The sequence below is a fragment of the Sediminibacterium goheungense genome (assembly GCF_004361915.1).
Lineage (GTDB): Bacteria > Bacteroidota > Bacteroidia > Chitinophagales > Chitinophagaceae > Sediminibacterium > Sediminibacterium goheungense.
This window is the reverse complement of sequence record NZ_SNWP01000013.1, coordinates 65,077-90,636: the sequence shown is the minus strand read 5'-3', so window position 1 is coordinate 90,636 and position 25,560 is coordinate 65,077. Positions and strand designations below refer to the sequence as shown.

At 38.0% G+C, this 25,560-nt stretch carries 20 protein-coding genes; 11 read left to right on the top strand and 9 right to left on the bottom strand.

The annotated features are described in order from the left end of the window. Positions 1-176 precede the first annotated feature (176 nt). Positions 177-842, bottom strand: coding sequence for a hypothetical protein (locus BC659_RS14180; RefSeq protein ID WP_133475475.1), 666 nt, complete (start codon positions 840-842; stop codon positions 177-179). A 155-nt stretch (positions 843-997) separates the two neighbouring features. Between BC659_RS14180 and BC659_RS14175 the strand changes: the two genes are divergently transcribed. Further along, positions 998-1,312 carry a hypothetical protein gene (locus tag BC659_RS14175; RefSeq protein WP_133475474.1) on the top strand — a complete coding sequence of 105 codons (315 nt, stop codon included), beginning with the start codon at positions 998-1,000 and terminating at the stop codon, positions 1,310-1,312. 129 nt (positions 1,313-1,441) lie between these two features. Here BC659_RS14175 and BC659_RS14170 read toward each other — a convergent pair whose 3' ends face one another. Both BC659_RS14170 and BC659_RS14165 read right to left on the bottom strand, forming a co-directional pair. Continuing rightward, on the bottom strand, positions 1,442-2,155 hold the full coding sequence (locus BC659_RS14170) for a hypothetical protein (RefSeq protein ID WP_133475473.1): 714 nt from the start codon (positions 2,153-2,155) through the stop codon (positions 1,442-1,444). 2 nt (positions 2,156-2,157) lie between these two features. Next, positions 2,158-5,895 carry an nSTAND3 domain-containing NTPase gene (locus BC659_RS14165; protein WP_133475472.1) on the bottom strand — a complete coding sequence of 1,246 codons (3,738 nt, stop codon included), beginning with the start codon at positions 5,893-5,895 and terminating at the stop codon, positions 2,158-2,160. Positions 5,896-6,777: 882 nt separating this feature from the next. Here BC659_RS14165 and BC659_RS14160 point away from each other — a divergent pair. From BC659_RS14160 to BC659_RS14150, 3 genes are read left to right on the top strand one after another with little or no spacing between them, the layout of a single operon-like run. Next, entirely contained in the window at positions 6,778-7,104 is a 327-nt protein-coding gene (locus BC659_RS14160; protein ID WP_133475471.1) for a hypothetical protein, read from the top strand. A 58-nt stretch (positions 7,105-7,162) separates the two neighbouring features. Continuing rightward, positions 7,163-8,032 carry a GLPGLI family protein gene (locus tag BC659_RS14155; RefSeq protein WP_133475470.1) on the top strand — a complete coding sequence of 290 codons (870 nt, stop codon included), beginning with the start codon at positions 7,163-7,165 and terminating at the stop codon, positions 8,030-8,032. Between the two features lie 46 nt (positions 8,033-8,078). Further along, the gene (locus BC659_RS14150) at positions 8,079-10,781 is read left to right on the top strand and encodes a carboxypeptidase-like regulatory domain-containing protein (protein ID WP_133475469.1); all 2,703 of its coding nucleotides are present in this window, start codon (positions 8,079-8,081) and stop codon (positions 10,779-10,781) included. Positions 10,782-11,284: 503 nt separating this feature from the next. Here BC659_RS14150 and BC659_RS14145 read toward each other — a convergent pair. Further along, a complete protein-coding gene (locus BC659_RS14145; RefSeq protein WP_162847444.1) occupies positions 11,285-13,129 on the bottom strand; it encodes a M20/M25/M40 family metallo-hydrolase in 1,845 nt (614 codons plus the stop codon). Positions 13,130-13,418: 289 nt separating this feature from the next. Next, the gene (locus BC659_RS14140; protein ID WP_133475467.1) at positions 13,419-14,330 is read right to left on the bottom strand and encodes a winged helix-turn-helix domain-containing protein; all 912 of its coding nucleotides are present in this window, start codon (positions 14,328-14,330) and stop codon (positions 13,419-13,421) included. Between the two features lie 95 nt (positions 14,331-14,425). On the opposite strand from BC659_RS14140, the gene BC659_RS14135 reads away from it, so the two are divergent. The 7 genes from BC659_RS14135 to BC659_RS14105 all read left to right on the top strand — a co-directional run bounded on the left by BC659_RS14135 (position 14,426) and on the right by BC659_RS14105 (position 22,033). After that, entirely contained in the window at positions 14,426-15,037 is a 612-nt protein-coding gene (locus BC659_RS14135; RefSeq protein WP_133475466.1) for a YceI family protein, read from the top strand. A gap of 1,040 nt (positions 15,038-16,077) precedes the next feature. Continuing rightward, positions 16,078-17,241: a hypothetical protein gene (locus tag BC659_RS14130; protein WP_133475465.1), complete on the top strand. Its 1,164-nt coding sequence runs from the start codon at positions 16,078-16,080 to the stop codon at positions 17,239-17,241. A 26-nt stretch (positions 17,242-17,267) separates the two neighbouring features. Then, on the top strand, positions 17,268-18,032 hold the full coding sequence (locus BC659_RS14125; protein WP_133475464.1) for a hypothetical protein: 765 nt from the start codon (positions 17,268-17,270) through the stop codon (positions 18,030-18,032). An 882-nt stretch (positions 18,033-18,914) separates the two neighbouring features. Further along, positions 18,915-19,316, top strand: coding sequence for a response regulator (locus BC659_RS14120; RefSeq protein WP_133475463.1), 402 nt, complete (start codon positions 18,915-18,917; stop codon positions 19,314-19,316). Between the two features lie 10 nt (positions 19,317-19,326). Continuing rightward, a complete protein-coding gene (locus BC659_RS14115) occupies positions 19,327-20,058 on the top strand; it encodes a DUF4184 family protein (protein ID WP_133475462.1) in 732 nt (243 codons plus the stop codon). Position 20,059: 1 nt separating this feature from the next. After that, the gene (locus BC659_RS14110; RefSeq protein WP_133475461.1) at positions 20,060-20,401 is read left to right on the top strand and encodes a hypothetical protein; all 342 of its coding nucleotides are present in this window, start codon (positions 20,060-20,062) and stop codon (positions 20,399-20,401) included. Positions 20,402-20,413: 12 nt separating this feature from the next. Continuing rightward, positions 20,414-22,033, top strand: coding sequence for a tetratricopeptide repeat protein (locus tag BC659_RS14105; protein ID WP_133475460.1), 1,620 nt, complete (start codon positions 20,414-20,416; stop codon positions 22,031-22,033). Between the two features lie 124 nt (positions 22,034-22,157). On the opposite strand, the gene BC659_RS14100 is transcribed toward BC659_RS14105, so the two are convergent. The 4 genes from BC659_RS14100 to BC659_RS14085 form a co-directional block, all read right to left on the bottom strand. Beyond that, positions 22,158-22,712: a cupin domain-containing protein gene (locus tag BC659_RS14100; protein WP_133475459.1), complete on the bottom strand. Its 555-nt coding sequence runs from the start codon at positions 22,710-22,712 to the stop codon at positions 22,158-22,160. Between the two features lie 70 nt (positions 22,713-22,782). Beyond that, entirely contained in the window at positions 22,783-23,616 is an 834-nt protein-coding gene (locus BC659_RS14095) for a helix-turn-helix domain-containing protein (protein ID WP_133475458.1), read from the bottom strand. Positions 23,617-23,809: 193 nt separating this feature from the next. Continuing rightward, a complete protein-coding gene (locus BC659_RS14090; protein WP_133475457.1) occupies positions 23,810-24,277 on the bottom strand; it encodes a GtrA family protein in 468 nt (155 codons plus the stop codon). Continuing rightward, complete coding sequence (locus BC659_RS14085) at positions 24,246-25,472, bottom strand: glycosyltransferase (protein ID WP_133475456.1); 1,227 nt, start codon at positions 25,470-25,472, stop codon at positions 24,246-24,248. Before BC659_RS14085 ends, BC659_RS14090 begins: the two co-directional genes overlap by 32 nt. Between the last annotated feature and the right edge of the window lie 88 nt (positions 25,473-25,560).

The window sequence follows — 25,560 nt, the reverse complement described above, 5'->3', positions numbered from 1 at the left end:
GAAAGTAGGGGTTTTATTCAGATCAGGTTCGGATCATAGCCGTATCTGGGCCGTGTCTTGTGCTGAAAGTTTGATGGGTAAGTGGCCTGGTATTTCTCTTGTGCAGGTTCTCCAGACCTATACGGAAGGATAACTGTGGGTAGCGCAATATCGGAGACCGTGTAGAAAAAATGCCATCATTCAACTGGTAATTTCCAGGGGTTAGGTTCTGCAAAGTCAAAAAGTGTTGACTCTTTAAAATAGTTGGCCATTTGCATGGCATCTCCTTTTGAATGTTTAGTGGTTTTTACGGTAAACCATTTGGACATGAAACCATTCTGTTGAACCATTTCGGTATTGGTTAGCTTGATTAATTTTTCAAGATCCGTTATATCATTTTCATTTTTCACTTTAACATAGAAATGATTGCTATAACTGTTCACACAAAGATTCCCCATCGTATTGCCAACATGATCGCTGCAATCATTGGTTTGCATGGTATAGTGTGCAAATACCACTATGGCATTTTTTTGCAGGCGGGCAATCGTTGCGGTTATTTCTTCGCAGGTTTTGGGTTGTGCAAATTTCAGGGCCGTAACTTTATCAGCATACAATTTGAACTGATAAGAAGGATCCAATTCTTTGTCTGCGGCAATAAAATTTCTGATCTGGCTTTCTGTGGCATTGCTGTCAAAAGCTACCACTATATAATGGTTGGAAATTGGCCCCAATGAAATGGTGGTATCCCCAGTATAATAGAAATCAACAAAATTACAGGAGCTGGTTTCATGCAGTTTCTCCGTGTATTTGTCGCAACCTGTGAGCAGGGTACATAATAGAAAGATAGAAAGTACTGCTTTCATAAAAGGGGCAGCTTTGGCAAATATTCTATTAAATTACATAAAATTATCAAGTATGCAAAATATTTAGCCTTGTAAGAGGTCTGACAGCTGCATTTTCTGCTCATGTGCGCAGGCCATACAGCGATGTCCGTACCGGGTACCAGCACTTTTGTTTGGTGGGAAACCCAGATAAACCCCACCCTGGTATTTGGCATACCCATGATGGCGAATATGGCGTAAAAGAAAAAAGACCCTTAGAAAATTTTCAGTTGGAACCCGATATCACCCTGCCTTACGATGCGCTCATCAATGGTAAGGATACACAGATAGAAGCAGCGGTGAAGGAGATGTTGAGGGTGATTGGGAAGGGGGTAAGTAGGAGTTTTAATGATAAAAGTATAGCCATTTGGAAAACTCTAAATGGCTATACTTTTATTATTAAAATGGTGCGATTTAGTGTAGAGTTTGGTAATTCGTTAGTAGAAAATTAGGAGTGATAGTTAATAATAGACTTTTCTTTATGTGAATAGCTACAAGGTGCTTGATACTTCACCAAAGGTGATAGAAATAGAAGATTCGCAGGATGAAAGACTTGTTGGTTGTCGCATTTTTAGATATTACTACAAATGCCATTTTCGCTTATCGGAAAATGTCCTACGCCTAATTCTCAACATATGAAACCCGAAAAGCCTCAGTAGACGATCATATTCAGCTTGCGGCTGCTGGCAAATTATCAAAGAGTCTGGAGTATTGGTGGCGGGAAGCTTATTCATATAGTCGTTAAGAGAATCGTAACTACTATCAATAATCCTTGCTGAAATTGTTGTTGAATCGTGGTTAATATCAAAACATATCTTTTTTCCAGTTTCGCTGTTTTCCATTTCAAAGTAAGAGGTAAAATCATCAAGGTAGTTCCTGCTAGACCGAATAAACATATCAGCTAATTCAACCGATTCGCGTGCTTGTTCCGGAGTAGGTGGCAAATACCGATGTTCAAGATCATTCCTAATTTTATTAAATCGGTTTAGCATCGTACTAGCTGGTAAACCGATCTTGGTCAGTATCACCTGTTTTTCAGGAAAAGTAATTCTGGAAGAAAATAAAGTAAAGGCCTTGAGGATACATTCCATTTGGCATTCTATAGCTCTTTTTGCATTACTTAGCGCGTTGATATCCTTATGGCTCTGACCCGAGTCTAAATCGTTTTCCGCAAAGGATAAAAATGCTTCCGGCGAAATAGCAAAGTCATGAACATATCCGAAATTACCATGTGCTCCGTAAGTTATACCCGGGTTATTTAGGAATTGTTCTATTGGTTCAAGAGGTGTGCTCATATTTACCATCTTGGGTTAATAAACTTTCTTTCCTTTTCCTGCTCTGCGCTTCTTAATTCATCTTCTATCCGTGATTTTATATAGCGTGCGATCGGAAGCATTGCAATTTGGTCTTCCATATTAGTTACAACTTTGAGTACTTCCTCCCAGTCTTTTGCTCGTAATTCTCCAATTATTATGTCTCCGCTATAAACTCCTCCAGTGCCAATCCATTCGATTTTCTGGAATTCCATAGGGTCTGGATTTAATTCTAGATATTTCTTTATATAGTTGTTCAATTTTGAGGGAAATGAATATTTCAAGACATTGACAATAGCTTCGATTTTTTTATAATTACGAATACTCTGAGTGAAATAATCATCGAGGAAAATGAATGCTATATTTTGTTGATCGGGTGGTGTTCCCTGGAACATTCTGTTCAAGGCGTGTTCCCCAATAGGATAAGTGGATTCGATAATACGATCGGCAACTTGTGAGAGCATTGCATATGGCAAATTCAGGCTCCATATAAAAGTTAAATTATCGTCTGCATCTGTGGTTTCCCAACTCTTTTCATGAAATTTTTTGTTGATATAGGTAATTAGAAATTCTGGTTTAATGGATACAAGTTGCTGTAATCCTTTTTTACTGAAGTCATAATGATCAGTGATCGTTTCCTGCTGAAAATAGGCTTCGGTAAGTAGATCGAAATCTTCCTTCAGTCGTTCCGCATAGTTTTCGAAGAAGTGATAAGATAAACTTGTTCGGTAATTTTTGTCGCTAATGCTTCTGACGACACTCGTAATAATTTTCTTGAGTAGATTAGAATCGAATTTTTCGAATTTCAAAAGTTCATCAACTGGAATATATCTGTTGTCATTTATTTGTGCTACCAACTCGAGTAATTGTTTCGTGTATTCTTCGGTAATATATTTCTCCGGTAAAAAGCAGAAAAAGTTAAGAAGCCATAAGTCCCTGATTTCAGCGGCGGTTGTTTCAAGAAGACGGTAGAGTCTATTAATATTTTTTTCATTGGTGTTCAAAATGTATCTAACAGGCTCAGTAAGCAAACCCATTTGTGGGGGATATTGTTTTATGAGGCGTTCGAAGAGGCTGAATCCGATTTCGAATTCCTTCTTGAGATTTTCGTCAAGTATCACGTTCAAAGGCTGCTGAAGTACATACCCTTGGTTGTTATTTATCAGTAAAATATTACTAATGCCAACAAACAAGTCATCGAATTTATTTTTATCTTGAAATACAAATTCTTCTCGTAGTTGTTTTTCTTTCGCAGCCCGGTATTCATGAAGATTTTTGGCATCGAATTCACTTTTGCCTCTTACATAGTTCCAGTCGAGTGCCTTTGCGTATTTGAATTCTGCTGTTTCAAGTTTAGCTTTCAGTTCGCCTAATTCAGGTTTTGTTATTCCTAGTCTTTTCATCCGATCATTGAGTTCGTACACATACTCTGCATCTTTTATATTCCCGGGACAGAGCGTTTCTTTCAAAAATGGAAGGATGAACTGCAAGTCGTATTCCCATATATTCTTATCTGGTTCGCGCAGACCCGGACTAAAATTTTGTATTATGCCCATTACTTGGACTGGATAATCGATATATAAAGCAAAAAGTGCATCCCATATTTTCTTCCTGAAATTCCTAATAATGGGATTTAAAGGGATTGGGTATTGGTAGAAGGTTATAGCATTATTTTTTGCACCCTTAGTGATTTGGTAATGGTGAGCAAGAAACGTCGGTGTGAGTGCTAAAAAGGATTTGACATATACCGGATTTTTTTTTATTGTCTCTTTAACCAAAAGACCGAAAAGTTTCACTTGTCTAGCGAATCCAAAATCCTGATCGGGTTGGTCAAATATCAACTTCTCACGAATTTTATAGATCAATTCAGGCAAAGCCTCTGGCTTTCTCTTTACATATTCAAAAGAGAGTTGTAAGGAAGGGAGGAATGAATCGATATCATACGGAAAAAACTTACTCAGCATATCCAAACATCTGTCTCTTGTGAAACTAAAGGCATTCATACTATAGTCTGTTTCGTAAACTGGATTTTGCGAAAATGGGATGTTTTGAATATGAGTATTGATATAGTCAAGGGTTTCAATCCGCTTAAAGAACCAAAAAAAGTCGAAGTATTCTCTTTCAAGTACAAGATCATTTTTAATATCTCTGTGGTATTTATCCAGAATTGAGCTAATCTCGTTCAGAATAGCTTGATGTCCGAACATGTTGTGAGAAGGAATAATGCTGTCCGAAAAACGCTGTTTATATTCGGGGAAATAGTTTTTAAGCAATATTTCAAAAGAAAGTAGTTTGTTTTTGATGAATACTTTATGGAAAAAGTATGTTGCCATTACTTGATCAGAGATTCGAACGGTTTCAAATTGGGATTCGACAAGTTCTCTTTGTTCCAATTCAAACAGTGCATCTTGGAACTTATAATAGTCGAGTTCTAATAAGTTTAATAAGGTTGTAATAAAGGATTTGTCTTTTTTATTAACAGAGAAAAAGAAAGAAATAATTCCTATTGCTTTGAGAATGTCTGGGTTGCTAAAAATGGTTGAAGCATGAACAAAATTCTTAAAGTAGTCGTCATATATTTCCGATAGCGTGCCATATAGAAAAGCCCCTCCTGGAATTTTATTGGCTAATCTTGCAGCCATGATAGCGAGTCGGATATTACCGTCAGCTAACATGACAACCCTAGTTTGATATTGTGGTGTTATTATTTTAAATGGTTCCTGCGAAACAATCTCAAGTATTTCCTGATCAGAAAATTTAGCAATAGGAATTTCTATAGTAGGTAGGTCATTCGTATATTTTCTTATTTCTTCAAGAGCATAATTTCTTACTGTCAGTATTATCTTCAGGTTTCCTTTGCGCAGTTGCCTATAATAACCGAGTAGCTGGCGGAAATTTGGTGCTTGTCTGTTTGCGTCATCGATAAGTAAAATGTAGTTTTTTTCAGCATGTAAGTGTATTTTAAGATCGTCGGCGATATCTTGGTCTTTTCTTGCAATTACATACCCTTTGTATGATATATTTTTCTGTAGGAACTCTGTAATCGCTTGTAAAGCGATTTTTGTTTTTCCAACACCAGGAGATCCTTCAAGTATCAGTATTGTATCTGAGTTTAGTGCACTTTCGATTTCTTTTTTTTCTTTTTCGCGATAAAAGAATGGGTTGTCAAGAGGAGTAGATACTGAGCCACCTTTGTTTGTATACTCCTGTATGAATTTTTCGATTGTTTGAATCTGACCAGTATCCAATGGAATACCAAGGTGTTGAGAAAGAACAAGATATTTAGTGTAAATCTCCTGAGCAAGCCACCCCTGATCAATGAGCATTATGGGTATACGTTTTGATTTTGCATAGTCGTACACCGTTCTTTCTTCTTCCAGAGTAAGTCTACTGTTGAAAAATAGTTCGATTTTAGTAATGTCAGAAACGGGAACGTTTGTTTTTTCTTCATCAAGGCATTTGTCAATGTCACCTTTCAATTTGCTTACTAAGTCGTCAGCTTGTGTAGTGTATTCAACAAACACCAGATCGCCTTTAGCTGTCCTGTAAAAGGTATCTGGGGTACCAGGACGTGTTTTTTCCTTGCCAAATTGTGTTCCATATCTGTGAAAGCCAGACAAACCTTCTTCGCGCATCCCTATATACTCGTCACAAAGTACTTGGAATTCAGCCCCGCCAAGTGTCGTCAGCTTCTGTTCGATTAATTGGAGCCTGCTGCTCATTATAATAAAATTTAGGGTATCTAGATTTGGGGGAAAACCTAAGATACAAAAAAACAATATGTGACATAGCTTTCAGAAGGTTCTAAAACTTTTTTCTCCGCAGGGTTTGCTTAAAGCAAAGAAGTTCGTCGAAGAGTCTCCGAGGCACGAGGGACTTCGTGTTACACCGCTAGGGTGTACCAATTGCTTTGAAGATTACTGATTCTTTGCTGAATAATCGAGTAATAAAATTAATCATTAACTTTCCTATAAGGGTTGGTATGTCCTTTACGAGAGAGAGCTGTGAGGAACGTTCAAAATCGGAGGCCCGTTTATATGATTGCTATACATGTAAAGTGCCCTGTCCTGTAACTAATAATCTTAATAATCAATATGGTTGCTTAATATTTTACTGCAAATGCAAATCATTGAAACAAAGCTTTTAGGTTCTAATGAGTGACTAACTACTTGTTGAAAAAGGGGTTTTTACCCCTTTTTTTTATGATTCTAACAGGATAAATTGTGTGAGGATCCAATCATATTGTATCGTACAATTTATGAGAAAACAAATTTAGCTAACAAGCATCTTTCTATTCTATTATCATATAGCAAAATTAGTATTACTCCCCCCCCCCCCCATTTTACAAAATTCAATCTGTCATTATCATGATTGCGATGCATAGCTGTTATGATAAGAATTCAAGTAAGCGCATACTTGAAGGGCATGGTCATAAATGATCCTTTCTTAAAAGGAGTAATGGTTGATTTAGATTGAAAATGGCGAAGCAAACACAGGCCAGGAAAAAAATTCTAAAACTGGAAACACCGAGATCACGGTAGCGGTTCTAAGCGTGACGCTGACAAAATTCCCATGGCAATAGACAGGGAAATAAAACAAAAAATATGCGAAAAATTTTGATTGTAGCCGTAACTGGACTCATTGGTCTTTTTACACTTTCTTCATTTTCGCCCAGTGCTAAAACTGAGCCTTCAAAAAATGTAGTTACAAAAGAAACAAAGATTGAGCTTTCAGCCGGCATGTTAGGTAAAAAAACTGTTTCACAAGAGTCTCTTACAGAGTCACCAAGAACTTATTCAACTACTTGTGGTACTTGGACAGTAACCGGAAATCAACTTCTTCCTGAAATGGAGCAAGATTTCTGTAACCAAGCTTGTGCCAACGGTTGGACTACTTGGACATATGTAAACGGTGTTTTCTCCGGTCACTAATCTACTTTTAACAAGTACCGAATGCCTTTTTGTCATTCGGTACTATATTTGTTATACCATGCAACAATTCATTTCATTCCTTTTGTTTTTCCTAGGTATATCACAAATAACCAGTGGTCAAAAAAAAGAGAATGCACTTTTATTAACGAAGTATAAAATTATACATATATACGATACTACAAATCGGGATAAGCCTGGTGAAGAAGTTATGCAACTCTTAATTTCAAAGCTTGGTTCTGAATTCAGCAGCTATGATTTTGAAATTGAGTATGCTAATTATCATAAAGCCAGATGGGAAGAAATAGGAGCAGATGGTACTATTCATAGAGGGTCGAATTATCCTCCGAACTATATGAATAAAAGTAGAATGATACAATACAATTTCACCAACCCTGCCAAAAGTTATTCAGTTTATAATTTGGTGTATCAATTATATTTTGGATATGATTTTGAGTTGCCAAGAATTGAGTGGAAAATATCAGATGATACGACTCGTATCAATGACATATTATGCCAAAAAGCTACAGCTTTTGTAAAAGGAAGAAAATATGATGTTTGGTTCGCACCCAGTCTGCCTTTTTCAACGGGCCCATGGAAGTTACACGGTCTACCGGGTCTCATTCTTGAAGCGGCTGATGAAAAAAAAGAAGTTCAATTTAAATTTATATCAATACAGAATATATCCCATCAGGAAAGAATGATACAACTTCCTCCCAAGACTATACAAACCACCAAAGAGAAATTTGATGCATTAATGACAGCTGCTAAACAAAATCCCTGGATTCTTGGAAAATTTGTTGGTATGACAGATCAAATGGCAGAGCAATTCTTAAAAGATAATGCTGAAATGATTGCTAAGCAAAAACTATCCAATATGAAACAAAAGAGTGTTAATATTAATAACCCAATTGAGTTAACGGAAAAATAGGCTTCCAATTTCCTATAAAGTAGCAACTTCTATAGTTGTCATTCTAATGACGAAAAGTATTCAACTTCTTGTATTTATATGTCTGATGTTTTCAAGTTTGACTTCAGCACAACTTGCCGTATCAGGGAAAGTTTCAGATAGTCATAATAGCCCAATAGCAGATATTCATGTGATGCTGGTAAAAGTAAGAACTGGAACCATTATTGCTTTTGCCACCACTTCACAAAAAGGGGAGTACACGCTAATTGTCAAAGACTATATGTTTCAAATTGATAGTTTTTTAATTCAAGTGCGACCATTTGGTTACGCACAGCAAAGCATACTGCTAAAAAAGGAGAAAGCTATCGTAAATTTTATTTTGCAAACAGAAATGACTGAACTTCCTAAAATAGTTGTTCAAAATAAGAGTAGACCCATACGAGCGCAAGGTGATACCCTCAATTACAATGTCAAAAGTTTTGCAAAGGAAACTGATAGAAGTATCGGGGATGTAATACGAAGACTTCCCGGTATTGATGTGGATGAACAAGGAAAAATCTCTTATCAAGGTAAACCTATTAGTCGGTTTTATATTGATGGTGATAATCTACTCGATGATAAATACAATATTGCTACCAATGGTATCCCTAATGACCTTGTCACAACTATTCAGATATTAGATAAGCACCAACCTGTAAAAGCTTTAGAGAATATTCAATACAATGATGCCCCTGCATTAAATATTATAACGACTCAGGCGGCAAGAAAAAAAATTATCATTGAAGGTAATGCCTCATTTGGAAGTCCATCTGTACATGAAGTAACCGTTAATAATATCTTATTAAAAAAGAAAGCAAAGTTTATTAATTACTATAAGTCTAACAATTCGGGGATTGACATCACAAAAGATGTTATATCTCATAATATAGTTGATAATCAAAAACGGATAGGTTATCAGCCTCTTCGAGATCTGCTAAATGTTACCATTCCAAATCCCCCGTCTTTATCTGCTAGAAAATATTTACTAAATAATACAGGGCTTCCCAACATAAATGCTTTAATTAACTTGAATAAAAAGACTCAACTTCGAATCAATGCGTATTATTTGTATGATAAACAATATCAAAGTTTTGATCGAGAAGTTTCATTTTTCTCTAATACTAGTTCCATAAAATATAGTGAATTGCAAACAGGCAAATCAACTAACAATACATTTAGAAGTCAAGCTACCGTAACTATAAATGATAGTAATTATTATTTAAATAATATATCTGTCATAGAAAACCAGCGATCAACCGGTTTGGCTAATACGTTTACGGGCAATGGTATGTCAAGTATTCAACAAAATCTTGCAAATCTTTACACTGAGCTTTCGAATGAATTGACAATTATTAAAAGAACTAAATCTTCAAAGGCATTTGAGTTTTATAGTTATATACAAACAACGAAGTCGCCGTCTTCATTAACAGTAAACCCTGGACTTCATCAAAATTTTTTGAATAAAGGGAAGAATTATAATGGACTGATTCAGCATTTAGAAATTCCTACTTTTTTTACGACAAATTATTTTACTATCAGAAAAAGAATTGGGCAGTGGAGCCAGGTAAGTCAAATTGGGATCAGTTATCAAAGCCAATTACTTAATTCCAGTATTGATTTATATGAGCTTAATTTAGAAAATCGTAACCTTAATGATAGTTTTAGTAATCAAGCTTCTTGGAAAAGAATGAGATTCTATGTGCAGCAAGGGTTTGAGTATAAATCTGATAGAATACAGGTTGCGTTAGCTTTACCTTTAAACTTTCAATACACAAGGTATCATGACAAAATGCATACTGAGGCAGATACCATGGCGAAAATCATCCCTTTTAATCCTTCGTTACAGGTCCGGCTCTTATCCGGTCGGCAGAATTCAATTCAATTCTCAGCATTTATGGATAATCGAATAGGGAATATCAATGAAGTGTATCAAGGATATATTTTTTCAACCTACAGAACCGCTACTTCTCATGTCTCTTCACTGCCGATATCATATAGTAAAGGTCTATCTGTCAATTATTTATTCAAAAAAGCTATTGATGGTATATTTATAAATACAGGGATTGTATATGTAAAGTCTTCAAAAAATGTTATTGAAAATGTAACGCTTTCTAATTCGCTCATGACATCTGCGGTTAACTATTTCAATAATAATATAGACTACTATTCATTTTCCGGCAGCTTCAATAAATATTTTTTTAAGATACAAACTGATATTAAGCTCGGGTTTATCTGGAATCATCAAAGATTCAATCAAATTCAAAACAGTGAATTACTTCAGTCAAAAAATAATGGGTATGCCTATCGATTAAGAGTTGATAGCAGAATTTCATCTAACCTCCTTTTTAATTATACTGCCGTTTATGCGTATAGCTCCGCAACACAAAAGTTAGTCAATGCTATGCAAAATCAGCTAAATAAAGTTGACGCAAAACAGATCACTCAAGAACTTGAAACTAGTATTTTACTTCATAAAAGCTTATATCTAAGATGGGTAATAGAGAACTATATCAATATTCCGCCCATTGGTAATACAGCCAATTATTTATTTATTGATGGGAATGCCACTTTGCGATTACCTAATTCCAGAACAGACTTGCAACTAACTGTAAGTAATGTATTAAACCATGTGATTTATAGAACACAAATTGTTTCTACAAACGTACTTTCAGATAGTCGCTATACGATCAGGCCACGAATGATTATGCTAAAACTAAACTTCCGATTTTAAGTCGTTTAAGTAAAAATAACCTTCAGTCTGTTTAGCCATACAGATGTATCTACTATTTTATTGAATAATGCGAAATTTTGCGACTTAGTGAGCGTTAACTCTTAAAATGGAAACTATTTGAGTCTCCGTAAATCGTGTCTTTTTCATATTTGCAGTTTAAATTTAAGCTTTCGGCTCTAATTTTAAACTGTCTGCTTTTTAGGGACACTTACAGGCGGTTTAAAACCGCCCTTTTTCTTTTCATCCTTCCATGCATGCGATTCTCTACTAGTTTAGGTTTCCTATCTTTATACTACCCAGAATTAGTCGCAGGCTTAGCGTATTATATCACTTAATCGCTCGATCCTTGACTGCTATTATCGTTGAAGATGAACTGCAAAGCCAGTTCCAAAACTTTCCAAAAGTTTCCGGGGTATTCCCAGGAACAAAAACTGCCATAAGCCTAAACGTACAGCGGTTTAAAATTTGGATTGTTGCGCGACCTATGCTTTCTTCAACCCCATTTATTTCACAATTATTTCCGTTAACCCTGCATGTCCTTTTCCATCGCGGAGCAGTTTGTCGGGTGGTGTTTGCGGGTCGTTGGTCCAGTCACCATCTACAATGTATTTAAAAAGGTATCGGCCCGGTTTCAGGTTCAGGCTGCAGGTCCAGCCACCGGGTACTTTTTTCAGGGGTGTTCCAAACATGTTCCAGTTATTGAAATCGCTCACGATAGATACGGAGCCGGCATTGTCAAAACCTTTCAGAAAAAAACGGGTATTGCCATTGAGACTGGGTTCAATACTGATATGTTCTCTTCGGGGGAGCAGGCTATCGTGCATGGCTACTTTATACATAAGATAGGCTACCATTATAGCACTTTCCTGGAGGTCGGGTTTGTTTACATATTCAGCCACGTCGAGATTGGTATGGTGAACGGCTGAAATATAATTGAGCGGATCCTGGATGAACTGAAATGCGGGAATATTCAGTGCATCAAATAATTCATGATCTGTCTGGTTGGCATTTTGTAATGTAACCGTACCATTGCCACCGGCAGCAAAAGGAGCCATAAAATCTTCAAACAGGGGTTTAACTGCGCTGTTACCCTGTGCATAAATGCCCCTGATTTTTCCGGTACCATTATCCAGGTTAAAGTAGGCGGATATTTTTGAAAAGTCATGCCGGGTACTTCCGTTCACCAGGCTGCCGACTCTTTTTTCTGTGTACACACGTGATCCCGCAAATACCTGTTCTTCTCCACCCCATAGGGCAATACGGATGGTTCTTTTGGGTTTCAGGTCAGCAGCTTTCAGTAAACGCATGGCTTCCATCATAACTGCCACACCGGCGGCATTGTCCACCGCGCCCGTACCACCATGCCAGGAATCTAAATGTGCACCCATGATGACCTGCTCATCACCCCATGTTTTATCGGTGCCTTTTATATCTGCTATCACATTTACATTGTATTCGGGATTGAAATTGAAAACGGCATCTACATGAAAACGCAGTTTCGGGGTTATGCCATGTTCAACCAGTCTTACCAATCGTCCGAAATGTTCATTGGCCATCACAAACGAAGGCACAGGTGTGATCTCATTATTTTTTCTATAGGAAGGGATATGGTTGTTCCCATCAATATGCAGAATGCCATATGGGTAATCGCTGGGTTCTATGAGGGCAGCCACAGCTTCTTTTTCGCACAATTGAAAGAAGGCGTTTAATGCTTCACGGCGTTTTTCCTGAGAAGTAATGGCCTGAAGGGTAGAGCGTCTGCTGTGGTAACCGATCATCAGGTCATTGGGGTCGGGGTTGTCAGCCGCCAGCTGCAACTGTTCTTTGGAAATACGCTGCGATGTAATGCTGTGCATATTGTTTACCGGACGATAGCCATCGCACAACAACAGTATTTTCCCTTTTAATGTTCCTTTCAGTGCGGAGAGACTATCTATATGTTTCAATACAACCACATCGCCCGTCACCGTTCCTTTTGAACTTTTTGTATATGCCAGCGGATAGGCAGCAATATGCATATAGGAGGGAGCGGTCATTTCTACATTGAAGGAATTCACTTTCCATCCACGATACTGCTGATCGAAGGATTCGAACCAGGCAGTGTCGGCACCATTCTTCAATAACTGTTGTTTAGTCCATTGTGCAGCATGGTAATAATTAGTGGTACCCAATAAGCGGGGGCCGTGAATATCTGCCAGGTTTGTAACAGCAGTTGCAATAACAGACTGCTTTGCAGCAGCCGACTTTATTTTTTTCAATACCAGGCTGTCGGGTAATGATTGTGCCCGAACCTCAAAAACAAAACAACTGAGTATAAAAAGGGTAATCAGTTTAGTGGCTGGTTGCATAGATGTTGGGTGAGTTGCCCTGAAGTTATACATACCGCTGCAATGGTGATTCACCTGCCATGCTTAAATGATTAAAATTAACATATGTTTACGGCGATTTAACTTTCGTAGCGTTCATGAACTTCGGGTAATTAAATGAGAGAGCTGGTCTTAAAAGAAGAAAGCCCCACATTGCTGTGAGGATTTCCTTGCCCGACCCGAATTATTTTCTAACCGATTACTTGAAGGGCTTCGTCAGCTTTCGGATATGAAGAGCTGAACAATGCTATTTCTTGTTATTACATCCTGTTTATATAATGGTATCATTGATCTGCAAGCGGTATCCCTTTCCATGTACATTTACAATCTGTATCGACGCATCGCCCTCCAGTTTCTTTCTGAGTTTTGAGATGAATACATCCAGGCTCCGTCCTACAATCACGCCTTCATCTTCCCATATTTCTTTTTGAAGCCGCTGTCTTTCAACAAGATTGCCCGTAGCATCGGCAAATATTTTCAGTAGTTTATTTTCCTTGGGCGTAAGTTCTGTTGTGATACCCGCAATAGTGATCTGCCTTTTTCCCGGTTCAAATAAGGTATCACCGATCTTCAAAACAGCTGCGTTCGTATCTGCTCTTGTACCCCCCGACCGCCTTGTTCTGAGGGGCCGCGCAGCCAGTAACCCGATAAAAGCGAAAACAGACAATCCACCTATCAGGTAGGCTTTGGGTATAGGGGTAAAAGCCTTGTTCTGAAATTTGATACTAACAAGGTAACAGGCACGCGGTTGCCTGCGGCCCAAACAGGGTACAATATTGTTCTGTTTTTGCTGAAAAATGCCATAGCCGAATAAAATATCCTTACCCGAACAGTTCAGCACATTCACGATATAATCTTTTGCAAGCGGATCTTTCTCCAGCGACTGCCTGATGATCTTTACCAGGGAATCTGGTTCAAAACTAAATTCATTTTCAAACCTTATTTGGTATTCATGCGGGGCTATTTCCTGTATGGGTAATACCCTCGAAGTGCTGTCGCCCGCATGCAGGAGTAGCTCATGCCCGATATTCCTCAAGAGTATCTGCCGTTTGGCAAGGTCAAAATTTTCATTACCCGTAAAACCGAAGGCTGCACAAATGACTGTACCTGTCAGCAGAAAAAGGAGCGGCAGCAGGTAACGCCTCTTCTTTTGAGGATATATCGTATCGTCTTTTAGGGCCATTACGCAGAATTTACAATGTTTACATTTTAATTTACCATATTAATAGCATCGGAAACAGCAGGTGAAAGTAGTTTGCTCTTTCAAATGTAAATGCTATGATAAATAAAGTTACTACCACTCTTGTATTAATGATGCTGTTCCAAACCCTTGCCTGTACCCAGCAGATGGAGCCAGGTTGGCAACTCGATGTGCAAAAAAGTAAAGTTTTGTGGAATACCGGGAAGCTGATGGGCGGTCATTACGGTTATTTCCTTTTTCAGTATGGTAATTTAGCGTTTTCAGCCAAGGGCGAACCTGTTCGCGGAACCTTCTATATGGATATGAATAGCATCCGCACAACGGATAACCCCAATCAGGCAGAGGGAAAAAAGAAGGATGCCGAGTTAAGAGATAACGATTTTTTTGCATCGGACCAGTATCCGATAGCCACCATGGTGGTAAAGAAAATCACCCGCATCGGTTCCTCCACAGACTATAGGGTAGCGGGAGAGCTTACCATCAAAGGCATCACGCAGCCAATAGAATTTAGGGCAAGCATTGTCACCCAAGGCAAAACCAGCCATATTACTGCCAAAGTCGACATAGCGCGGCAGTTATGGAATATTCATGCAAAACCAAAACCGGTTTCCATTGATTTTTTATCAGGCATCAAAGAAAAACTGGTGCCGGATATTCATGTGTCGCTGGATATTTTCATGAATCAATAAAGCGTAAGCCGGCATGGTTCGCTGACGCATAACTTTTGGAAAGTTCCGAAACTTTCCAAAAGTTTATTTCGAGAGTTAGCCATAAAGAAAAAGCCCCACATTGCTGTGAGGCTTTCTTTTTTCGTTGCCCGAAGTGGATTTTTTTCGAACCTATTCTTAGGTGATATAAAACTTTAGTCAAATTTTATGGGAACTTAATATGAGTCTGAAGAATTGTTGGCGGCTTATTGAAAGTGTTCCAAAAAAAATGGTCATTTAAAATTAGGGTGAAAATCAAACTACCCTGAATTTTCTACATTTTATTCGTTATGTAAAGTTTTTCGGGTTTTATGCAACAAGATATTTGGCGCATTTTTTTTGTAAATTGTCGCTGATACAGAAGAAATCCTTAATAGTAAGGCATTCGCCTCTGTTTACTTTTTTGTCTTAACACAAAAAAGTAACCTGCCTAATGGCAGACAGGCAAAAAAGTCAACACTTCTTAAAAAACTAAAATGCATCACATTACACTACGATGGATGAAGTCTAAAGGCCAGGCTTTTAGTTCATTGATGAATCGAAGTTGCGCTTCATCTTTTGTATATAGCCAAGCATCATCCATTTCTTAACCTGCCTGCCGGCAGTCGCTTGATTACATGAATTTCTTAACACTTAATTTCTGAGGCTGGTTACAAAGCCAAGTAAAATATGTACTTTGACACTATTCTGCCTAATCCTAGTCTTAATATTTTTTTTATTCCTTGATATTTCTACTTTTTGTTGGTTTTGCTCCAATCAACAATTTCAGAAATTCCAGATTTACAAATTAGCAAGTGCAATTACAGTAGAGTTAGGATAAGAATAAATCTATCTCTTCTGTGTATTGCTGTGTTTTCTGTGGCAATGACAGTTTACTTAAATTCGCATAATTTCAGAAAAAAACATTATTGTTTTACCCTTCTTTCGAGTAGAATACACATCGTTAAGCTGCGAAAAAACACAGTTGTAATAGTTCGAGCTTCTTCCTAGGTTTATGAATTAATATATATAAAACTTCTGCTATGAAAAACCAAACAGTCATTAAAGCATTCTTGTTTCTGTTAATCCCTGCACTATTATTTTTCTTATCCTGCAAAAAGGAACCATCAGGATTTTCGGATAAAGATGCTGCCAACGCCGTCAACCAATGGAAGTCAAAAATAGACTCTTATTCTCCTTCAAAAAAGAAATATGCCAACGATATTATTTCCTCTTTAGATTATTCTACCTCATTTAAGACAAATACGTTTGAAGGTCAAAGTATAATACTTATAAAACTAAAAAAAGAATATTCAGGTAACGTACAGAAATTTTTAGTTTTTTCTCAAAACAATGACATTTTTTTATTTGAAGGCATTTATCAGGCCCCTGAAATAAATGAGTTATCAACTTTTTTAGCTTCCAAAACAGCAAAAACTGAAATGGCTATTCTGTTAACCGATCTTGATGGAAAGTTGATAAAAGGGTGGATAAAAAATCCAAATGGTCCTTTAATGAAAATTGAAAGAGTTGAAAGTAAAACGGAAGTAAATACTCAAGCCAAGAATTTAGATCAACAGATTAAATATGAATCTAGTTCTATTGCAGATCCCGATGAAGATGAAATTTGCATTTACACTTATAATGTTTACTACGATGCCTATACTGGTGAAATCTTAAATATAGAGTTTTTATATAAGACCTGTTATAGTAATAGTGACGGTAGTGGTGGCGGAACCTCTAGTACTGAAGACCCTAACGATGTTTGCACAAACCCCAATCTGGTTCTTGACAGAGCACTTGCTTCTTATACCACTCCTGGTACCCATATTTCTGTTAAAGCCCTCCCTAGCGACAATATCAATGAGAGGAAATTTGAATATAAATGGGTCGCTTTTGAAGCCACATCTATGTTTCAAATATTTAATGTGATTAGCTATGATCGAGGTATCCACACAAATCATTTTATTAATGGGTGGTCATGGAAGGAGTTAACACACAGATCAACTGTTGATGTATCTCCTATATATTTTGGAGTTACATTTGAACACACACTAGTTAATGAGCCTTCTTCACATTTAAATATTTGGACGGCAACAATGTCATTCGATTTACAGGGCAAAATTTCCGTAATTTGTAATGGTTCGCCTCTGGGCAAGAAGGAGGTAAAGACGTGTAGTACCTCATTTGATGTTTGGGAAAGGTAATTGATTACTACTCTTAAAAAAAGAAAATGCAATTTTTAAACCGCCTTCTATACATATATTTACTCATTTCCTGTTTCTCGATGTGTAAGACCTCAGGTCAAGAAAGTAAAGAGGAAGATATTGGTTCTTTTGTCTTCATTAATAGCATCCCGTTAGTAAATTCTAAAGGAGTCGTTACGTATTATAGAGATAGTATATCGATTTATTATACAAAAAAGGTGGCACTATACAGGATTCAAACAACACAAACAAACAATGTTGTGCTAATTGACAAAAATGGTAATCAAAAAGAGGGATCTTCGAAGTCAACTATTGTGTTTGATTATTTTATTCATAAAATCGGTGATTCTGTTGGCTATTATTACAAAAACAACAATCCGAATGAGGGGCTTATGTATAGTGTAGTTGACTTTTTAAGAGAATATTGCAGTTATAATCCGTTAATGTTTCAGACAGATCGGTTTTCGCTTATATCATCAGGAAAAGGCACAGATTATGAGTTGACTGAGAAATATGCAGCAAAATATAAAAGAGATGAATCTATATGTGATTCTTTGGAATACTTTTATTCAAATAAATATAATGGTATTCCTTACTCATTTTCGACTAAAATTGATTCCTTACACAATCTTAAATTGATTAAAGCTAAATTTATTTATACTGAGTCATTTTCAAATCAATACAAAATTATCATGCCGAAACGAGAGTTTATTTTTGAATTAAAAAAGGTATCTGAAAAAATTGATCAAGAGATTGTTCAAAGACTTAACTCTCGGGGTGATAAAAACTAATTCAGCAAATCCAATTTCAGACCGAAATTGAAAAGCGGAATGCCCATTTGCATTCCGCTTTTTTTTCTGATAGGATTTTAGAGGATTTGTAAGTACCCCTTATTTCAGACATTAACTTTTAGAGGTTAATCATTTGATCATAGTGTAAGTGACGCATAACTTTTGGAAAGTTCCGAAACTTTCCAAAAGTTTACGAGGTATTCCTGTGACTAAAAACCGTCACAAGCTAAGGCTGTAACAAAATCAATAATTTTGAGAAAAATCACCACATGATACCCGACAGTAAATTGAAAATATCATTTCAGGAAATGGCATTGGGGGGAGCTGAGGTACTTGCAAAGCGACCAAAAATTACCTTTGCCCAGGCTGTTGAACAAGCACAGCGCTTAAAAAGGGATTCGAAAATAAGTTCCTTACTGAAGAAAAGTAGGTAAACTTCTTGATACTTCTTGATAGTTAATATTTTCTATATACTATACACCTATAAAATAGCATCAGCGCAAAATGTTTATTGCCTGATTTTTTGTGAGATATAACTTTTGGAAAGTTCCGAAACTTTCCAAAAGTTTAGTTCGCGGGTTAGGATGACTAGTCCTAAAATCGGTTGTACTACCCTTATACTATCGGGCAATCTGCTTCCTTTCTTCCCTAAGCATCTGCTTTGTAAACATTCCGCAGAAATGTATCTCGCACGGGGCGCTGTGAATGCGCACAATTTTGGGTGCGATCTATTCCATTAGCCATCTCATTGGTTTTTCCAGATTCAGGAATGCTATCTCAATAATAGAATCCCGCAGGCAGGTACTTCTTTTCAAGTTATTGATAATCAATGGTTAAGTAATTGGCATTTCATTCGTAATAACTGTGCCAAACAATAATAGTATGCATCAGCAAATCACTAAAAAGACATTCATCGTAGACGATGATCCATTTTGGACAGCCATTCTTTCTGAAATTCTTCAAAGCCTTGGTTATACCAATATCAGCACTTTCCGTAATGGAGAAGAATGTATTAAGAACCTGCATTTAAATCCGCATCTCGTTTTCCTGGATTACCAGATGGAAGATATGGATGGTATTGAAGTGTTGCGCCAGATCAAGGATTATTATCCGGGTATCGGCGTGGTTTTTTGTACCGCGCATGAAAACCTGAGTGTTGCGGTAGACGCCATTCGTTATGGCTCATTTGAATACCTGCTGAAAGCCAACAGTAACAAAAGAGAAGTAGAAAATATTATCAAACAAATGAAAGAGGAGCAGGTTTTTGCCGACAGAATTTATTAAACAATCACCCATGCCATTTACCATCGCCCATCCAGCTATTATACTTCCGCTTTGCAGGAACAAAAGATTTTCCGTTACAGCTCTTTTTGCCGGCAGTATGGTACCCGATTTTGAATTTTTCTTTCAGTTGCGTGAAGTAGAGAATATCGGTCATCACTGGTATGGTATTGTATTATTCGATTTGCCGGTGGCATTCTTACTCTGCTACCTGTTTCATGGTTTGCTGCGGAATGTATTGCTGGCTCATTTGCCGGCATCCGTTAAGAGCAGGTTTATAGAAACAGGCCGTTTTAACTGGCATGCGCATGTTCGTGAAAACCCTGTAGCAGTTCTTCTTTCTTTAGGTGTGGGCATTGCATCTCATATTGTATGGGATGGGTTTACGCACTACGATGGTTTTGTTGTAGAAAATATAGTATTCCTGCAGCAAAATACCGGATGGCAATGGTTGAATATTCCATTCTACTTTCTGCTACAGTTGCTTTTCAGTGTTGCAGGGTTGGGGGTTATGCTGTATGCGGTATATCGCTTACCCAAAATAACCGTAGCACCCACCACAGCGGATAAGCGGTTTTTCTGGCTTAGTTTATCATTGCTGGTATCTGCTTTCCTGCTGATACGCTTCATTGGCTGGCCCCAATACAATTCCTTTGGCGGCATACTCATAGCACTGATGGGCTGTGGATTTTATGCATGGGTATTGGTGTCTGCTCTTTTCAAATTCATTTTTAAACAACACTAATATGAGTATCAGTATCTATTATTTTACAACCAATAACAGTAAATATGGCAATCTCCGTATCGGCAGTTTAAACAGCCTTACCGGTAAAGAAGCAGCTATCATTCGTGATGAGATAAAAGAATTTGCTGAAACTGATTTTGAAAAAATCTATATCGATACCAAGTATGTCCAGGAAGTAGATATTTCCGGTATCAATGAAATTATTCATGCACATTATTTGCTGCAACGTACCGGTAAAAAAATAGTGCTGGCTTATAAAGAGAATTCTATTGTACAACGTTGGGTGCAAACAACCGGTCTCGACCGTTTTGTTGAAGTAGCCATTATTCCTGCATCTGCCTAATTGATTATTACCATGAAAACAGTATCTTTTTTATTGACCCTTTTTGTGCTGCTTTTTGCTCAAAATAGTATGGCTCAAAATAATATGATAACCGCTTCAATGAATACTGAAGTGAGGGAAAAATATATACAAAAAGCGGCCTTATTAAGGCGTGATGAGCAATTCAGTGCAGCCGTGCAACAACTGGATTCCATCCTGGTTCATCAACCGGCAGATGCGCCCATACTGTTATTCAAAGGTGATCTGTTATTACAGGCAAGACGTTTTGCTGATGCAGTAACTGTATATAAACAACTGCTGCCCTTAGCATTTGAAACAACGATAGCCCGTATTAATTTATCGTATGCACTGTTTATGAATCACCAGCCTGCAAAGGCACTGGGTTATGCAGAAAAAGCCTGGATAAATGATCCAGCCAACAAATCGGCGATTATCAATTATTTCAATGCGCTTTTGTGGAATATCAAAACCAAAGAAGCAGGTTCGTTCCTGGAACAACAGGACTCTTTGCTTTCCAATGCACAAAAATTGGTATTAAAAGCAAGACTGTTTACCACCAGTGGTCAGTATCAGGAAGGGTTGAAGTATTATGATAGTCTGGTGAAAACCTATCCCGACAAATATTATGTGCAGGAATATGCGGAAGTATTATTGGGTAAAAAGGAGGTAGATCAATCATCTGCAACCATGTTAAAGGCGAAAGGACTTTTTTCAGAAAATGAATATAAATCCTACACGAATAAACTAAAAGCCATGCAACAGCAAAATGCTGGTACCGAAATGGTGTATTTTAATGATATAGCCGGGAATACCCGGATAGAAAACAGTATCTGGTGGCAGCAGTCTGAAAATAAAAAATACCGCTTAAGAGCCAGTGCCGGTTATGTTACACTTACTTCAAAAGCGGGTGAAAAAACCAGCACACAGTTTGCACATGTAAGAGCAGATGAAAGATGGAGCCGTGCCTGGACCGGGGAAACAGATATTCATTTGCAGCTCATCCAAACCCATACAGGAGAGCAGTTTGCAGGTATTACCGGACAACAGACTTTCCGGTATCAGCCGAATGACAGAAGGATGGTAGGCTTCTCGGTGAGTTCTGATATCTTAAATTTTACGCCTTCTCTGTTAGGAAAAAATATACGCAATCATAGTTTGGGTTATCTCACGCATATTATGCTCGATGGTAAGACCGGTTTTTATAGTCAGGGTGCTGTGGGTATTTTAACCGATCGCAATAAAAGGGTTCAGTTTTTTGGTTCGGTTTACCGCTTATTAAGAACGGAGCCTACCTTGAAGGCAGGTATTAATTTTTCAGCCCTTCATTATGCAGACAGTAGTATTAAAACCTATTTCTCACCCAACCGGTATATGAATACCGAAATTTTTGCTGACTATAGCACGGCTTTGCCCGGTTTAAGTAAATTTTACTGTCAAATGCAGGCAGCAGCCGGTATGCAAAAAATTGAATCGGGTAAATGGGAACCATCGCTGCGCTTGCAAACAGAAATCGGCATCAGGTTGCAACAACTGGAAGCCACACTCAAATACCAGACCAGCACAGTTGCGGCAGCCAATGGCACCGGCTACCAGTTTAACTGGTACACAGCAAGGGTATTGTTCAGATGGTAAAAGCTGATACTGATATCAGTTGGCAGATATCAGTATCAGGTGCATGTCTGTTGAAAACATTGTTTGTGTCTATAAAAAATGAGGGCCCTTTCATCTGTTTTCAGAAAGGAAAGCGTAGTACCCATCAAAGTTCTAATGGTGGCCCTACTACTTTCATTTCATGTGCCAAAAACAAAGCTGCTCCTTCTTCAGGGGAGGGTTCTCCTTTAAAAGCAGATAGTTTCCTGAAAAAATCCTCCATTTTGCCCGATGGTTGAAACATAAAATACATTTTTCCCTGACCGGAACTTTGTGAGAAGGTATGTGGCACTTTCCGCGGTAGAAAAATGGTATCACCCTGACTAAGATGATGTATGGTGTCACCCACTTTAAACGTAAAAGTTCCTTCTACAATAAAAAATATTTCATCCTGCTTCTCATGTACATGTAACGGTGGACCTCCTTTTACTTTACCGGTATACTCAAAAATGCTGAGGTTGCCACCAGTATCTTTGGCCGATACTTTGATATCATTGGGGCTACTGCCTCCAAACAAAAGCGTGGTTTCATTGAATCTGCTTTCATGGGCTTTTACCACAAATCCTTTGTCTGTTCTGCTTTCAGGAGCTTCTGAAGACTGCCCATAAACAATGGCTGGCAGCGATGCAGCAGTTGCGGTAATGAATTTTCTTCTTTGCATATAAAAGGTATAAGGTTTCGTGCAAAGGAAAATGTACCCCCCGGATGGTTAGTGGTAAAAAAGCGACTTTTTAGTAAGTGTCGGCTTCGCCGAATACGCGTTCGGGTGCCTGCATATCTATTTCATGAAATTGCGTTGGCGATAATCCCGTCAGATCCTTATAATCTTTCACCAGGTGTTGATAGTCGTAATAACCGCAGTTGATGGCAATGGAGAGCCAGTCGAGAAATGGATTTTTATTTTTCATCCGGAAAGCATTTTCAAAGCGCATTACTTTCAGGTAATATTTAGGTGACACGCCCATCCGCAATTTGAACTGGCGTTCAAAATGTCGTACAGACTGAAAGGACGATTTTGCCAGTGCATCCACACCGGGAACGGTATCCTGCTGGAACAGTTGAGATGTGGCAATATCGAGCGGATGTATATCACCGCTTTTCCGTTTTGCTTCCCTTACCAAAAAGGATTCAACAACCTGAATCATCTGCTGAAAAGATTCAGCAGTATTGATTTTTTCATTAACATCTTTGATTTCTTTTGAGAAAATAGTTGATGCATCAATATATTGATTGGTTAAGAGCTGGGAAGGAATGCCTGTAAGGCGAAACAGTCCACCGGGTTTGAAGACTGCCTGTATCAGTAAAAACTGATTACCCACATACCGTAGCGATACCTCTGTTTGTTGCCCGAATAAAACAGAGGAGAGTTTTCCCGTAGTTAAACCGCTGTTCTGGTAGGTAACGGTTTCGGGGTCTCTTGCATAAAAACTGAGGCAATGCTCAGGTCTGGGTGGATAGGCTTTGGCAGGGAGAGCGCCATCGGCTTTACAGTTATAATGAACCAGCCTGAATGTACGTATATATGCTGCAATGAGATTGCCGGGTTTGTATTCATGAAGTACCATGTGGTGGTTCGGTTGGGGTCCATGTAAGTACGTTTAGAATACCTTTCATGCGACCTGATTATTGACCCGAATCAAGTTAACACTTTTTCTGATGAATTCTTGGTGGTATTGGGAATTATACTGTTCAGCAATCTGCTGCATATATCATTGTCAATACCCAGTGCCGGACAATCGTACGGAAAAGAAATACTAACTAACTCAACCGCTTTGCTTTTTTAAACGTGAAATATTTCTGCAAAAAATAATTAACAGTGAGCATGAAAACAGTGGTTAGTATGTATGCACAAGATGCATTCAGGTGCAGTACGATAATCATGGTTTTGGTAAGCAGGTAAGCACTCAGTTGCCCTTGTATGGCTACAAGTGCATATTTTGTGAGCTGCCCGGCCCGCCGTTTTTTATCAGAACCACTTTCTGTAAAAACAAAATTCATTTGCAGCCAATAACCCGAAAGTATGGTAAGCAGTAATGCGATGGCAGTAGCAGCTTCAACAGCTATCATGCTGGTATTGAATAGCTGATAACAAAGCATAAATATGCCAATGTTCAAAGCGGTATTCAGTGCACCCGTAGCGAGGTAGGTGTACACCTGGTAGGGTAGCAGCTTTTGAAACAAAGGATAGCCCAGTTTAAGCAATTGCAGTATTGTATTTTTTACCATGTGTAATGCTTGTAGGTTGTTTTTGATTGATGAGTTGCTGTGCATGCCCCAGGTACCATTCGGCCAGTTCATTCATGGGTAATCCTTTGGCAGCTGCATAATTCATAGATTCAATTTTTTTACGCTCTTCAGGATGCTCCATCAGGTAACTAATGGCATCCGCCATACTTTGTGCATCATCAGTTTGAAAATAGGCGCCGCCATAACCTTCCTCTTCTACCACTCTTTTTAAATCATCTATTTTGGGCAGAATACAGGCACGTGCATAACTTCCTGCCTGGTGTAAAATGCCCGAACTGCCTGTTGTAGTTGTATAGGGGAAGATGACGAATGTGGCAGCTTTAAAAATGGCTTCAACGTTTTCCTCAGGTACATAACCCGTAAATTCAATATTGCCAAGATCGCTGTACCGTTCTTTTACACTGCTCAGGTATCCTTTTACATTGGGGTTATCTGTACCGGCTATTGTGACTTTGAATGATTGAAGGGGATACTTTTTTTGTAACAGTTTCAATGCATCCAACAGCACTTCTATTTTTTTATAAGTGCCGAATTTTCCGAATGCCATGAGGTTAATCAGCTCCGGATAATCGGGTAAATAAGTTCTTTGGGGTAATTCAAAATTGCCATGGGGTAGCAATACCACATTATCAGCTTTGTATTTTTTACGGATGATATCTACATACTGTGAAATAGTAAGACCTACCAGATCGGCTTGTAAAATGAATTTAGTGAGTTGTTTTCCGATCCACAGGAATAATTTTTCTTTCCACTTATTGCCAGCCATACCAATCGTGTCCAGCTTAACGGTTTCGGTGATATTATGCAGTATCACAATATTGGGTAATCCCATTTGTTTGCAGAACCATGGTGTTAACAAACCCAGTGCTGCAGGAATCTTACCCTCGCCAAATGTCATAAACTGCAAGTTCATGATAACGATATCGGGTTTCAGCTTCTTTAATTGCCTTGTAATCTGAAATGCACTGAACCAGCTATTAAAGGTCCAGCATGGAATCATTTCTATTCCTTCTGTTGCATAACGGTTATAAGCTGTATTGTCTGGTAAATGATTGGTAAGAACCTGTATGGCTTCAACTTCTTTTTTACCCGTAAAACTCCTGATCAGGTGGTAACCATATTCATTAAGCGTTACCTGGCTTGGCGGAAAAGGGGAAACGAATGCTATTTTCATGATTTACAATTTTCAATAGCATTTCAATTAAGCTGCCAGTTTTTATTTAATTAATTATCAATTAGTTATGCGTGCCGAAATTTTTATT